This is a genomic window from Paenibacillus sp. EKM211P (assembly GCF_011066175.1).
In the GTDB taxonomy this organism is placed as follows: Bacteria; Bacillota; Bacilli; order Paenibacillales; family Paenibacillaceae; genus Paenibacillus; species Paenibacillus polymyxa.
Map to the genome: position 1 here is coordinate 76971 of NZ_JAAMNS010000002.1, position 14288 is coordinate 91258.

A 14288-nucleotide genomic window follows, 5' to 3' on the forward strand; every position below is an offset into this window, starting at 1 on the left:
GATGGCCCGTCCATGATTGGCATAATTAGCAATGAACGTTATATAAATTCACTGAACATATTTTTTAAGCGTTCAATCAACCCCTGCTTCTGCTCGCCTTCCGTAACGGGACTGCTGCTCTTGGTTCGGTTAGTCGGCTTCTTGGTACTACCGCCACTGTTGCTAACACTAGTCGATCTCCCGCGATAGTAACGAATAGCATTATGCAAGATACCAACTCCGCTCGTGTATCCCGGATCCCTTACACCGATAAAATCAGGTACAGCGATCCTTACGGAAGCGGCCAGTTCGCTTTGTGCCACCTGAAGTACACCAGGCATGGAGACGGTGCCTCCGGTAAGTATATAACCCCCCGGAAGCTCTGTGTAACCCAAGCGCTTAACTTCCGCCTGAATGAGTTGAAAAATTTCCTGTACTCTCGGCTCAATAATAGCAGCCAAATCCTGTTGGTTGAACTCCTTATCTACATTACTGCCGATACGGGTCACTTTAAAGACGACATCGGCTGCTGCATCATCATACCAAGCGCAGCCGTATTTGAGTTTAACTTTTTCGGCTTGATCGGTAAGGGTTCTCAGTCCGTAGGCAATATCATTGGTTACAAATTCTCCGCCGATTGGGAGTGTTGATGTAGCAACAATCGTTCCTTCCTGGAAAATGGCCACATTCGTAGAACCTGCACCAATATCCACCAGCACGGAACCCATCACCTTTTCATCCTTCGAAAGAGACAACTGTCCAGCTCCGAGAGGCAACAAGACGAGATCTTTAATCCTCAGGCCAGCTTTCTCAACGCAGCGCAACAGATTATGTATCGGGGTTTTGCCTCCAGTAACAATCGTAGCCTCTACTTCGAGACGAACACCGATCATACCACGAGGGTCCTGAATTCCTTCAAGGCCATCCACGACATACTGCTTGGCTACCACGTCAATAATTTCTCTCTCCGGTGGTACGGCAATTACTTCTGCTGCCTTCAGTACACGTTCAATGTCCTCCTCACCGATTTCGCGGTCCTCGTTGGACACGGCTACTACGCCATGACTATTTTGCAGACCAATATGGTTGCCTGAGATCCCCACATACACTTCTGTTATTTGAATACCAACCATGCGTTCTGCGTGATCCACGGCGTTACGGATTGATTGCACGGTTTGATCAATGTCTACAATTGCACCTTTGCGAATCCCTTCCGAGTCGGCAGATCCAACTCCAATAATATTAAAGGTTCCATTATTCATTTCCCCAATAATAGCCCGAACTTTGGATGTACCGATGTCCAAACTAACAATGATGTCATTGTTGCTCAAGTCTGTGGCACCTCCTGACTCCAAAATGAATTTCGTTCTTTAAACACACTCTGTACATATTCAACATACTCCATGCTTTCCCTCTTTTTTCTACAAATTTTTTAGAAGCCAATTTATGGTTGCAGTCACATAAAAATTTGAAGAAAAAAGAAGGAGGCAAGTCTATTACCCATAAAATCAATTCTAGCATTTTTTCACATCACTGAGTAGTATCTTTTTCTTGGCCCTCTTCGCTCGTATCGGGTTTAAATGGAACGTAGGAATCCGCCTCCAGCATTGTGATCACACCAGGCTCTTCTGTTTCTAGCACCTGGTTCAGATAGCTGATTTTAGAGTTCAACAGTGAAACAGTTGTAATAACCTCAAACTGGGAACGCGTGTACATTTTTATACGGTCTGGAAAAGAAGGAATCGGCGCCGGAATGATTTCCGAAATATCAGCTGTCCATTCTCCCGGAATGCGTGATAAAGCATCACACAGCTTCGCTTTGTAGGGATCATCTGATTTCCATTTAGTCAAAATAGGCTTTTCAACCGCTATCCCACTGCTACCTACGCCCACGCTTGTCCCATTTGCTAGAATAGCACGCAGGCTACCGTCACTTTGTAACTCGTAAGCTACTGTAGCAAACTCCTTAATGTGAATCGTAATGATGCCCGGAAACTGCTTGTCCACTGTGACTTGCTGAATCGACTGAATTTCCCGCAGCTTCTCAGAGACGTCGGAAGCACTGACTCCGAAATATTGATCTCCGACAGCGAGACCACTTCGATTGAGAAGTTGCTCCCGGGTCGAAAATACATTACCATCAAAACGAATTTCAGAAACCTGACTCAACGAAGAACGGAAAAAGAGAACAGCGAGCAGTACAATAAACAACAAAATGAGAAGAATAGCAATCTTCCGGCTTGTTCTTTTTTTCGTTCTGTTCTTTTTAAGAACAGGTATTTGAGCATTTGGCATAGCTTCTCTCCACAAAAGCCCTTTGTCCCCCCGTTAACGGAGGGACATTATAGGCATTAATTTACGAAATCCAGCTGCTCGGGCACCGGAGACTGACGGCTCATTCGGGCACCCAATCCCTGGAAAAGACGTTCGATCCGGTCATATCCTCTGTCAATGTGATGAACCTGCTCGACAATGGTACGTCCCTGAGCGGCTAGACCGGCTATAACTAGTGCAGCCCCTGCCCGCAGATCGGTAGCCTCTACTGTAGCCCCGTACAGACGAGAAACCCCTCTTATAAAAGCAGCATTCGCATCGACCGTAATATCAGCACCCATTACATTCAGTTCATCTACATGTTTAAATCGGCTTTCGAAGACAGTCTCTTTCATGACACTGAAGCCGTCCGCCAAAGATAATAGAACCATGACCTGAGATTGCAAATCCGTCGGAAATGACGGATAAGGTGAGGTAACGATCCTCTCCACTGCTTTGGGACGACTCATACAACTTACGGTCATTATATCATTCAAGATGCCAATTTGAACACCAGCCCGCCTGAGGACGTGAATCAGAGCAGACAAGTGGGAAGGATTGCAGTGTGTCAACGACACACTACCTCGTGTAGCTGCCGCTGCAATCATAACCGTTCCAGCTACTATGCGGTCAGGAATGACCTCATACGTACAAGGATTGAGTTGACTGACCCCCGTGATTGTAATTGTGTCTGTTCCAGCACCGATAATATGGGCTCCCATGGCATTCAGAAAGTTTTGAAGATCCTGAATCTCTGGCTCTCTCGCTGCATTGGTAATCGTTGTTCGTCCTTCGGCCAGCGCGGCAGCCATCATAATATTTTCTGTTGCGCCTACGCTCGGAAAATCCATGTGGATGTCCGAGCCGATCAGCTTACGGGCTCGAAACGTAATTTGCTCGTCTTTCTCCTCGATCTCTGCGCCAAGAGCTTTTAAGCCCTCCAGGTGAAGATCAATTTTGCGCTCGCCTATGGCGCAGCCTCCGGGCTGATAAATGGAAACTTCTCCGTATCTAGCGAGCAACGGTCCCATTAGAAAGATAGATGACCGCATTTGCTTCATCAAATCCTCAGGAATTTGGAACGTTCGGACGGACGATGTATCCACATATACCGTTTCCTCTTCATGTCGGCATGTGCAACCAAGTCTTTCTAGGATGTGCAGCATGACCTTAATGTCTAAAAGATGGGGGACATTCCGAATTTCCACCTTACCTTGTGCAAGCAAACTTGCTGCAAGAATAGGTAGTGCCGCATTTTTTGCCCCATGGATACGTATGGTGCCTGACAGGGGACGGCCTCCCTCAATCACCAATTTGTCCAATGTATCACCTCCGAGTTTACCGCTCACCCACTACGAAAACCTCCGGAATTAGCTTGATGCCGGTTTGAGATGATATTGTACTTTGAATATGCTTCATTAGGGTAAGCACGTCCTCTGCTGTCGCTTGACCGGTATTTACAATGAAATTAGCATGCTGTACTGATACCTCAGCGCCTCCCGCCTTCAAACCTTTGAGACCTGCGCTTTCAATAAGCCGGGCAGCATAGTCTCCTGGTGGATTACGGAACACGCTTCCTGCACAAGCTAACTGTAGCGGCTGGGTCAGCCTACGGCGGTCTTTAAAAGCCGCTAGCGCTGTTGAGATTTCCTCTCGGTCCCCCCGCTTCATCTGGAACACTGCCTCTGTCACCATTCCACGTTGCTCATGCAGCACGGAGTGACGATAGCTAAAGTGCATATCCTCGGCATTGTACACAGCCAATTCCCCTGTATCCAGCACAATCTCAGCGGACTGGAATATTCGTGACACATCAGACCCGTGGGCACCGGCGTTCATGTAGACAGCCCCACCGACCGATCCTGGAATACCACCAGCAAACTCAAGGCCTGACAGACCCTGCTTGCTAGCCATAACACATAGTTTAACTAGTGAAACGCCTCCACCAGCAACGATCTGTTCATCCTCAAAACGAACATAATCAAATCCTGGTCCAAGCTTGATCACCAGTCCCCGAATCCCTTTGTCAGAGACGAGCATGTTGGAGCCCCGCCCCAACTGCATCCAGGGAATTCCGTGCTCGCTAGCCAGCTTCAAAATCCTTGCCAACTGCTCTTTGGTATCCGGGATCACAAGAGCATCGGCAGGGCCTCCGATCTTCCAGGTCGTATATTTGGACAGCGGCTCATGCTCCAGCACTTTTCCGATATCATGCTCCGCTAATAATGGCATCCATTGCTGCATTGTACTGAAACCTCCTTGTTGCTTGCCCCGCATCGTTATAAGGCTCTCACCTAACAACCGGCAGCCTGGGTGATGGTCACAATCTATAGGGTATCCTATGTAAATACCGTCCAGTGTGTGACAACCGCCCAAATCTGCGCTGCGGACTACCTATTATGGGCAAGACGCTCCATTTCTTTTACTAAAATATCTGCTGAGTCAGGCTTGCCAAGCGCAGATGCCAGCTCCGCCATTTGGCTCCGCCTTGCCTCATCCTTCATAATTTCCGCTATAGATTGAAACAGAGCCGGGCCACTTAATTCCTTTTCTGTGATCATGACAGAAGCCCCTGCCTTTTCAAGTGTACGAGCATTAGCCTCCTGATGGTTGTTCGTCACATTCGGTGATGGAATCAGAATGGACGGAATGCCGAGCGATGTAATCTCTGCCAAGAAGGAGGCACCTGCACGATTAACAATTAAAGAGGTACAAGCCAGCACCTCAGGCATATTGTGAATATAGGGGAGCACGTGTAGATGATTGGGCAATGAGCCGATCTGATTTCGTATGCTGTCCAGCGTTTGCTCATAATAAGATTCGCCGGTTACATATACAAAATGGACGTCTTTCAGTTGCGAAAGTTGCGGAACCATTGCAATCATGGCATCGTTAATGGCCTTTGCCCCTCTGCTGCCGCCAACCACCAGGACCACAGAGCTGTTCATCGGAACCCCTATAGTTGCAAATCCCCGATCCCGGTTAGCCAGACGAACTGTTGTAGCACGCGGGTTCCCAGTGTATAGTACATTTTTAGCTTTGGGAAAAGCTCCTTCCGAGCCTTCAAAGCTAACAGCCACTGTATCCACATAGCGACTCAAAAATGCATTAGTCAATCCAGGAATTGCATTTTGTTCATGAATAATGCTGGGGATTCCCAACTTGGAAGCTGCATAAACGACAGGGCCGCATACATATCCTCCGGTGCCAATCACGATATCTGGCTTAAATTTCTTTAATAATGCTTTGGACCTGCGAACTCCTTTGAAAAAGCGCATGATCGTTTTTATATTTTCCACAGACAAGCTGCGACGAAATCCTGTGATATCAATAGCCTCAAATGGAATTTTTTCCTGAGGAACCAATTTACTTTCAAGTCCTCGTTGACCGCCAATGTATAAAAATTCAGCGTCCGGATCTATTTCTTCGCACTGTCTGGCTACGGCCAGTGCTGGATATATATGTCCTCCAGTACCGCCGCCGCTCAACACGACGCGCATAAACGTTCACCTCGCATAACGTGATAAATTTAATAAAATACCCAGAGCAGTTAACATTAAGGTCAGTGAAGAACCTCCATAGCTGATTAAGGGCAGTGTTATTCCTGTCACTGGCATTAAACCGATAACAACACCAATATTAATAACGACCTGTACCGCCACCATTCCGACAATACCGACTGCAAGCAAACTGCCATAGGTATCCGGGATGGTAATAGCGACACGCATCCCTCTCCAAACAAGGACCAAAAAAAGCCCCAGTACCGTCATTCCACCGATAAAACCAAGCTCCTCCGCCAGTATAGAGAAGATAAAGTCCGTCTGTGGCTCAGGAACGTAGCTGTATTTTTGCCGACTCATGCCAAGCCCCAGGCCCGCCAATCCGCCAGGACCAATAGCATATAGCGATTGAATAATTTGATAACCCGCACCAAGCGGATCAGACCAAGGATCCAGAAATGCGGTAATACGCTGGAGTCGATAAGGAGCAGCTGCAATCAGTGCAGCAAACCCCGCTGCCCCCGACAAGGCCAGTAGACCCAGATGCTTCATACGCGCGCCTGCCGTAAATACGATCAGCATGGATGCTCCCATCATTACGGTGCCTGTGCCCAAATCGGGCTGGAGCATGATGAGCCCAAAGGCCAGTCCCATGAGCCCAAGCGGAGGCAACAGCCCGCGCGTAAAAGAGCTAATATCATAGTCAGGACGACTGAGCCATTGAGACAGAAAAAGAATCATGCCCAGCTTCATAAACTCGGAAGGCTGAATGCCAAAAGAGCTAATACCAAGCCAACTTCGTGCTCCACCTCTTACTACACCAATGCCAGGAATTAAAACAGCAACCAGTAGAGCCAAACAGATCAACAATACGACCTTGGCATATTTCTGCCAAATCCGATAGTCCGTTCTGGCCGTAAAGTACATGGCTACAAGGCCGAGCCCCGCAAACAACAATTGTCGTTTAACAAAATAGTAGGAGTCCCCGTACTCGTGAAAAGCGAGGACGGCGCCCGCGCTGTATACCATAACCATGCCGATGGCTAACAAGCTTACAATACAGACGAAAAGCCATATATCTGGCGCCGGACGAGATTGCTTCATCAGGAGGCCACCCCTTGCATAAAAGTAGGGGCTTATCCAACCCCCCTACTTACAATTTATGCGCCGCCTCTTTAAAAATACGTCCACGCTCTTCATAGGATTGGAACATATCCCAACTTGCACAGGCGGGTGAGAGTAATACCACATCTCCCGTCTCAGCAAATTCAGCTGCCTTGTTTACAGCCTCCACGAGCGTAGCGGCGGCATCCTCCCCATTATCGACGACCTTGACATGCTCTATTCCAGCCTGACGAGCCCGATCTGCCAGCTTATGCCGTGTCTCACCCAAGAGCACAACGGCTTTCACACCATCCTGCAAGGACGGTACAAGCTCCGCATAATCAGAGCCACGATCCAATCCTCCGGCAATGAGTACGATGGGTTGCTTAAAGGAAGATAAGGCCATCATGGTCGCTTTGGAGTTGGTTGCTTTGGAATTGTTGTAATAAGCTACTCCACCGTGTTCTAAAACATATTCAAGCCGATGTTCTACACCGCGAAAAGAGCTTAATGGTTCCACCAATTTTGCTGGTTCTGCGCCTGCGGCTATGGCGATTGCGCAAGCAGCTAGAGCATTTTCTACGTTAAAACGACCCGGAAGCCCAATATCGTTCACGCCTATAATGGGTTGCAGTACCCCATTTCCATCACGGTATACGATATTTCTTTCAATATCATCCGTTACATCCGGTATGTATGGCGGGTCAGCGAACACCCCTTCCTGCAAACGTTCCGTCATTGAGAAAGGAAGCTGCTTCGCTTGAATATAGGGCACAAGTTCCCGGCAGACGGGATCATCCCAGTTCACCACCGCGGTATCCGACGCTGTTTGATTGGCAAATAGACGTGCCTTGGATGCAACATAGTCCTCCATGCCTCCGTGGTAGTCCAAATGGGTCTCAGCTACATTGAGCAAGCAGGCTACAGCGGGCTTGAAATCCTTTGTTCCTTTTAACTGAAAGCTGCTCAGCTCCACAACCATCCACTCGTCCGACTTGGCGTCCACAGCCGCCTCGCATAACGGCGTACCTATATTACCAGCCACGATCGGATTCATGCCGGATGCCTCCAACAACTTGCCCACCCAAGTGGTCGTGGTCGTCTTTCCGTTGGAGCCAGTAATTCCGATAATCGGAGCTTTACATAGATGGTAGGCGACCTCAACCTCGGTCACGACCTCAATGCCGAGCTCGACAGCTTTCTGTACGGGAGGGGCCGCGTAAGGAATTCCTGGATTTTTGACAACCAGTTTCACTCCAGAATGAATCAGTCCTTCCGGGTGACCCCCGCATAAAACGGAAATTCCCAAAGCCTCTAATTCAGAAGCTTCGGGACATTGTTCCCTATCTTTTTTATCATTGACTGTGAGCTTTGCCCCGGCCTGATGTAGCACCTTGGCCACTTGTACGCCGCTTTTGGCCAGACCGATAATGACGACTTCCTGATCTCGGTATGCGTCTGGATGATTCATTTGTCTACAACCCCTTGTTGAGATAAAGTCCGAGTCCTGCCAACAGCAGTCCTACAGCCCAGAATGTGATAACTACGCGCCATTCGGACCAGCCGGACAGCTCGAAATGATGATGAATCGGGCTCATTTTGAAAATACGCTTGCCACGGGTTTTAAAGGAAGCTACCTGCAAGACCACGGACAGCATTTCAATCACGAATACACCACCGATGATGAGAAACAAAATTTCGCTTTTCGTAACAATGGCAATGGCACCAATGGCTCCGCCGATTCCCAGCGAGCCTGTGTCTCCCATAAATACCTTGGCAGGATGAGCATTATATACGAGAAAACCAAGTACAGCACCAATCATGGCCGCTGCGCAAACGGCAGCCGGAAGCGAGGTTGCTTGAATCGCCACAATGGCATAAGCAGCAAATGCAATCGCACTTGTACCGGACAGCAGCCCGTCCAGCCCATCTGTAAAATTGACAGCGTTGCTGATCGCCAACATCATGATAATAATGAACGGATAATAGAACCAGCCGCCCCAATCAAATGACCATGAGGTGCCTGGGATACCGATCGCCGTGCTGTGATCATTGCTAATCAGAAGCCAGCACATAATCGCGCCAAACAATAACTGCCCGAACAGCTTTTGACGCGCCGTCAGACCGAGCGAGCGTTTGAATACGATTTTAATATAGTCGTCCAAAAAGCCGATCAGCCCAAAACCGAGCGTAGCAACCAGTAGAACGTAAAAGTCCGTATTTTTGATAGCTGAAAACTTAAGAAAGGTCAGCGTAAAAGCCAGCAAGATTACGATACCGCCCATTGTAGGCGTACCAATCTTTTTAAGATGGCTTTGTGGCCCGTCATCCCGGACCTGCTGGCCGAATTTCATTCGCCGCAGCAGCGGAATGAGCAGTGGAGCGGCAATGACCGCCAGTATAAACGATACGACGATCGTCAGCAGTAATAATTGAATATCCATGGGAGTCTCCCTCTCGTCAACATCAGTTCTGTAGCGGACCGTTTTTCAGCGCATCCACAATTTCTTCTAATCGCATCCCTCTGGATGCCTTAACCAGCACAATATCATCGGCATGGAGATAAGACCGCAAATGCTGGATCAGCTTTTGCTTATCAGTATAAGCGTGTACGTTAGCAGTTGGCATTGTTCCTTGCGCACCCTGCGCAATCGAAGCGCCTAACGCACCATAGGTAAACAGTGCCTCTATGTTATGCTTTGCAGCAAAACGCCCAATTTCCTCATGAAATTGCGTTTCCTCAGCGCCCAGCTCCAGCATATCCCCAAGCACGGCAATTTTACGTCCACCCGTTTGATATGCAGACAACGTCTGAATTGCAGCCTTCATTGAAGCAGGACTGGCATTGTAAGCGTCATTTAGCACGGTAAGTCCATCCGAACACTTCACGACCTCAACGCGCATGCCCGTCAGCTTTAAAGACGACAATCCTTTACGTATATGGTCTACATCCACATTGAAATGACGTGCTACCGCCAGCGCTGCCAACCCGTTTACAACATTGTGCTGTCCAAGCAAGGGAAGCCGGAAAGCCTCTTGGCCGGAATGGGCTGTTATGAATGAGATACCTTCTTCATCCGAAGTGATTTCAATTGGATAATCATCATTGTCCGCAGCTAACCCGAACGTGAATAATTTTAATCCTTCAGGCTTGACCGTTTCAGGTTCTGCCAACACTTGTGGAAGTAGTGGTTCATCCCCATTATAAATAAGCAATCCACCAGGTTTAATCCCACTTGCAATTTCCAGCTTTGCACGAGCAATTTCAGTGCGAGAACCAAGCTGAAGTAAATGCGATTCGCCAATGTTAGTTATCACAGCTACATCTGGTTGGGCAATATTAGCCAACAGACGGATTTCCCCGCGTCCACTCATGCCCATCTCCAGAATCAGGATATCTGTATCCTGAGGCATGGACAGTACTGTTAAAGGCAACCCGATATGATTGTTATAATTTCCTTCGGTTTTGTGTACTTTAAAAGTCGTGCCCAATAGAGCATTTACAATATCTTTCGTCGTCGTCTTACCGTTGCTTCCCGTGATTCCGATGACAGAAACGTCAGTTTCGCGCAAGTATGCGGCCGCTAGATGCTGAAGGGCTTCTAACGTATCCTCGACCTCAATAGCATTGACGGACGGAGGTGTTCCATGATCCTTTTGCCATAAATACGCTGTTGCCCCTCCCTCGCTTACGATTTGCTGAACATAATGATGTCCATCAAATCGTTCACCCGCGAGTGGAACGAACAGTCCCAGACTCTGCGGCCTGCGTGAGTCTGTAAAAACGCCCTCAATCATCCGTTCAGCGTCCGCCTGTGCGTGAAGTGTTCCTCCACACATGGATGCAATCTGACCGATTGTTCTTTTCATCACTTGGATAAACCCCTTATCGCTTCTTTGGCTACGATGCGATCATCGAATTCATGCACCGTTTTCCCGATCAACTGGTAAGTCTCATGACCTTTTCCCGCAATCAATACTACATCGTCAGGGCTTGCCATTTCAACAGCTTTATAAATTGCAGTTCTGCGATCCACGATCAGTTCATAACGTTCGGCAGGTACACCTTCATCAATCAACCCTTGTTCGATGTCTTTCAAAATCAATATCGGGTCTTCTGTTCGCGGATTGTCGGAAGTAATAAACGAATGATCGCTATATCGTGCAGCAATTTTTCCCATCAACGGACGTTTCGTACGATCTCGATCTCCGCCGCATCCAAATACACACCATACTTTACCAGTCGCAAATTCCTTTACGGTACGAAGGACATTTTCCAATCCGTCTGGCGTATGGGCATAATCAACGATTACAGCAAAGGGTTGACCCGCATCAACAGGCTCTACGCGCCCATCTACGCCTGCGATAGATTCCAGACTCCGCTTGATATCCACCAACGAGATTCCTTCCAGCAGAGCAGCTGAAATGGCTGCTAGTGCGTTGTACACATTAAACTTGCCTACCATCCGAAGCTCAATATCGGTATCTCCTTTAAAAGTGGAGACATGGAAGGAGGTTCCCTTGGCACTTATAGTGATACGAGACGCTTGCACATCCGAATCCTTTTCTACACCGTAGGTAATCACTTGGGCCGCTGTTTGAGCCTGCAAATAGGAAGAGGCCGGATCGTCTGCATTCAGAACAGCATATTTACTATTGGATGCATCACGCGAGAAGGCATTTCCCAATCTGGAAAACAAAAGTCCCTTGGCAGCGCGGTACTCCTCCATCGTGTTGTGATAGTCCAGATGGTCCTGCGTTAGGTTTGTAAATATAGCGGTACGAAAATCTGTTCCTTTGACACGGCCCTGCTCCAAAGCATGTGAGGATACCTCCATGACACAGCAATGAACCCCCTGCTCTGCCATATTCCCGAGATAACGTTGCAGTTCTACTGCTTCGGGCGTAGTGCCGGACATAGGGTAAGACTGGCCGTTATAACGCATTTGAATCGTACCAATCAGCCCGGTGTTCACCCCGGCGTCCTTCATAATTTTTTCAAGCAGGTATGTTATCGTTGTTTTCCCGTTCGTTCCGGTTATGCCGATCATACGCATACGGCGGCTTGGCGAATCAAACATATAATCCGCCAAAACCGCCATGGCATGTCGCGCATCCTTGACAATAAGCTGCGGAACAGGCACATCCAGTTCCCTCTCTACGACCAAAGCCGCCGCCCCAGACGCAACGGCCTGCCCAGCATAATCATGTCCGTCCACTGTAAAACCAGGCAAGCATAGAAATAAGTCTCCTGGCTGGACACGACGTGAATCCGCCCCGATTCCTCGGCAATCCACTGTACCGTCACCCACCACTCGGGAAACGGCCAGCAGTGAAGCCAATTGTTGAAGCTGCATCTTACATTCCTCCATTGCTCTCTCGTTATTCATAGTATGGTATAAAAAGAACCTATCAATCCCCCATATATATACGGATCGTTGATCCTCGTTCCAATCGAGAGCCTGGCTTCGGTGCCTGACTTACGACCGTCTTGCCTGACCCAGATTTCACGAGCATAAAGTTCATATTCATATCTTCATATAAATCAGCTGCAGTGGCACCTACCAGATCAGGTACCGTTTCAATCGGATTTTCGCCATACTTGTACTCTTTGGCAATTTGATTGGTACGAGGTGGTATTTTCAAGGCAATCAGTGCATCCTTTAAAATATTTTGCACGATTGGCGCAGCAACCACACCGCCGAATTGAATCCCTTTCGGATTATCGACAGCAGTATAGACGACGATTTGCGGATCATCCGCCGGAGCAAAACCAATAAAGGATACAATATGCTCCGAGGAAGAATAACGTCCGTTAATCACCTTTTGTGCTGTCCCCGTTTTACCTCCAACCCGGTAACCCTCAATAAAGGCAGGGCGACCTGTACCTTTAGCGACGACACTTTCCAGCGCTTCCCTTACCTGTCGAGAGGTATCCTCTGAAACAACTCTACGCACCAGTTCCGGCTCCACTTTTTCGAGAACCTTTCCAGTTCCGGGCTGAATCCAGCCTTTTGTAATGTGAGGCTTATAAAGATTGCCGCCATTGATTGCTGCCGATACAGCCGTAACCTGCTGAATCGGAGTGACAGATACCCCTTGACCAAAGGCCGTAGTAGCCAGCTCTACAGGTCCGACCTGAGGTAGCTTGAACAAAATGCCATTGCCCTCACCAATCATGTCAATTCCTGTTTTGCTGCCGAAGCCGAAATTGCGAATGTACTTGAACAGTGTTTCTTTGCCCAGACGTTGTCCCAACGTTACAAAACCGGGATTGCATGAATTTTCCACCACTTGAAGAAAGGTTTGGCTGCCATGCCCGCCTTTTTTCCAACAACGCAGACGTGCTCCACCAACTTCAATATATCCCGGATCAAAGAAACGGTCATTTTTGAGATTGACCTTCTTTTCTTCCAAGGCAGCGGCAAGTGTAATAATTTTAAAAGTAGACCCAGGTTCATATGTCATCCAAATCGGCAGATTACGATTATAAATTTCAGGCGCATATTGCTTGTAAAGCGCTGGCTCATAGCTTGGCCGTCCAGCCATGCCTAATATTTCACCCGTCTTCGGGTTCATCGCAATAGACAGCGCGGACTTCGCCTGAAATTTGACCATGGCTTGGTCAAGCTCTCGTTCCATAATGGATTGCACCGATTTATCAATGGTTAATTGTAAATTCAGTCCATCCTTCGGTTCAATGTACTTTTCAGAAGAACCAGGCATCAGACGGCCACCTGCGTCTGATAAATACGCGATGCTTCCATCGATTCCCCGAAGCTTACTGTTTTGCTGCTTCTCTACGCCTGTCAGCCCTTGATTATCAATTCCGGTAAATCCAAGAATATGAGCCGCTAGATCACCATAAGGATAATAACGTTTGTTGTCTTCAGCAACAACGATACCCGGCAGCTTCAAATCACGAATTTTCTGGGCTTTCTCCATCGTAATTTTTCGTCCACCGGGCTGAAGTTTTTGGCTTGCTGTTCGTTTGGTAATCAGCTTGAGCACTTTATCCTCACTCATATCTAGCAATGGCGCCAGCCTGCGAGCCGTTTCTTCCGGCTCCTTAATCTGTACTGGTATCGCCATGACAGTCGGCGAACTGACATTATAGGTCAGCGCAGTACCCTGTCGATCCAAAATTTCGCCACGCTTGGCGGCAAAAGGAATATTGCGGCGCCACGAATCCTCAGCCTTGGCTGAGAGCTCGCCTCCTTTACCCAATTGAACATAGGCGAGCCGGATCGACAAGGCCGCAAACAGTATAAACAATCCCAGTAGCCCCCATACCAGCCTACGCCGCATGGTCACGTTAGATTTTTTCAAACGCGCCCCCTCCGTTCCTCAAATACTCATGACATGTCTTACCTCATGAATATTCAAAAGAAC

Annotated in this window: 11 protein-coding genes; all 11 read right to left on the reverse strand. The window is 48.2% G+C overall.

Going from position 1 to position 14288, the window contains the following annotated elements; all coding sequences use genetic code 11:
• Positions 1–38 precede the first annotated feature (38 nt).
• Positions 39–1310 carry a cell division protein FtsA gene (gene ftsA, locus G9G57_RS03390; RefSeq protein ID WP_031461774.1) on the reverse strand — a complete coding sequence of 424 codons (1272 nt, stop codon included), beginning with the start codon at positions 1308–1310 and terminating at the stop codon, positions 39–41.
• Positions 1311–1509: 199 nt separating this feature from the next.
• Positions 1510–2274 carry a cell division protein FtsQ/DivIB gene (locus tag G9G57_RS03395; RefSeq protein ID WP_017428129.1) on the reverse strand — a complete coding sequence of 255 codons (765 nt, stop codon included), beginning with the start codon at positions 2272–2274 and terminating at the stop codon, positions 1510–1512.
• 56 nt (positions 2275–2330) lie between these two features.
• Complete coding sequence (gene murA / locus G9G57_RS03400) at positions 2331–3641, reverse strand: UDP-N-acetylglucosamine 1-carboxyvinyltransferase (RefSeq protein ID WP_013372087.1); 1311 nt, start codon at positions 3639–3641, stop codon at positions 2331–2333.
• On the reverse strand, positions 3631–4536 hold the full coding sequence (gene murB, locus G9G57_RS03405) for a UDP-N-acetylmuramate dehydrogenase (protein WP_016821542.1): 906 nt from the start codon (positions 4534–4536) through the stop codon (positions 3631–3633). The genes murA and murB overlap by 11 nt, the downstream gene beginning before the upstream one ends.
• A gap of 146 nt (positions 4537–4682) precedes the next feature.
• On the reverse strand, positions 4683–5792 hold the full coding sequence (gene murG, locus G9G57_RS03410; protein WP_016821543.1) for an undecaprenyldiphospho-muramoylpentapeptide beta-N-acetylglucosaminyltransferase: 1110 nt from the start codon (positions 5790–5792) through the stop codon (positions 4683–4685).
• 6 nt (positions 5793–5798) lie between these two features.
• A complete protein-coding gene (gene spoVE / locus G9G57_RS03415; protein ID WP_013372090.1) occupies positions 5799–6896 on the reverse strand; it encodes a stage V sporulation protein E in 1098 nt (365 codons plus the stop codon).
• 49 nt (positions 6897–6945) lie between these two features.
• Positions 6946–8367, reverse strand: coding sequence for a UDP-N-acetylmuramoyl-L-alanine--D-glutamate ligase (gene murD / locus G9G57_RS03420; RefSeq protein ID WP_164964479.1), 1422 nt, complete (start codon positions 8365–8367; stop codon positions 6946–6948).
• Between the two features lie 4 nt (positions 8368–8371).
• Complete coding sequence (gene mraY / locus G9G57_RS03425; RefSeq protein ID WP_013372092.1) at positions 8372–9340, reverse strand: phospho-N-acetylmuramoyl-pentapeptide-transferase; 969 nt, start codon at positions 9338–9340, stop codon at positions 8372–8374.
• Between the two features lie 22 nt (positions 9341–9362).
• A complete protein-coding gene (locus tag G9G57_RS03430) occupies positions 9363–10766 on the reverse strand; it encodes a UDP-N-acetylmuramoyl-tripeptide--D-alanyl-D-alanine ligase (RefSeq protein ID WP_151255438.1) in 1404 nt (467 codons plus the stop codon).
• Positions 10766–12253 (reverse strand): UDP-N-acetylmuramoyl-L-alanyl-D-glutamate--2,6-diaminopimelate ligase, encoded by a 1488-nt coding sequence (locus tag G9G57_RS03435; RefSeq protein ID WP_151255413.1) that lies wholly within the window; start codon positions 12251–12253, stop codon positions 10766–10768. Before G9G57_RS03435 ends, G9G57_RS03430 begins: the two co-directional genes overlap by 1 nt.
• Positions 12254–12308: 55 nt before the next feature.
• Positions 12309–14225: a stage V sporulation protein D gene (locus G9G57_RS03440; protein ID WP_044785342.1), complete on the reverse strand. Its 1917-nt coding sequence runs from the start codon at positions 14223–14225 to the stop codon at positions 12309–12311.
• Positions 14226–14288: the final 63 nt, after the last annotated feature.

Coding starts and splice junctions, on each gene's coding strand:
- G9G57_RS03395 (WP_017428129.1), bottom strand. CDS start 2,274: ATGCCAAATGCTCAAATACCTGTTCTTAAAAAGAACAGAACGAAAAAA.
- murB (WP_016821542.1), bottom strand. CDS start 4,536: ATGCAGCAATGGATGCCATTATTAGCGGAGCATGATATCGGAAAAGTG.
- murG (WP_016821543.1), bottom strand. CDS start 5,792: ATGCGCGTCGTGTTGAGCGGCGGCGGTACTGGAGGACATATATATCCA.
- spoVE (WP_013372090.1), bottom strand. CDS start 6,896: ATGAAGCAATCTCGTCCGGCGCCAGATATATGGCTTTTCGTCTGTATT.
- murD (WP_164964479.1), bottom strand. CDS start 8,367: ATGAATCATCCAGACGCATACCGAGATCAGGAAGTCGTCATTATCGGT.
- mraY (WP_013372092.1), bottom strand. CDS start 9,340: ATGGATATTCAATTATTACTGCTGACGATCGTCGTATCGTTTATACTG.
- G9G57_RS03430 (WP_151255438.1), bottom strand. CDS start 10,766: ATGAAAAGAACAATCGGTCAGATTGCATCCATGTGTGGAGGAACACTT.
- G9G57_RS03435 (WP_151255413.1), bottom strand. CDS start 12,253: ATGCAGCTTCAACAATTGGCTTCACTGCTGGCCGTTTCCCGAGTGGTG.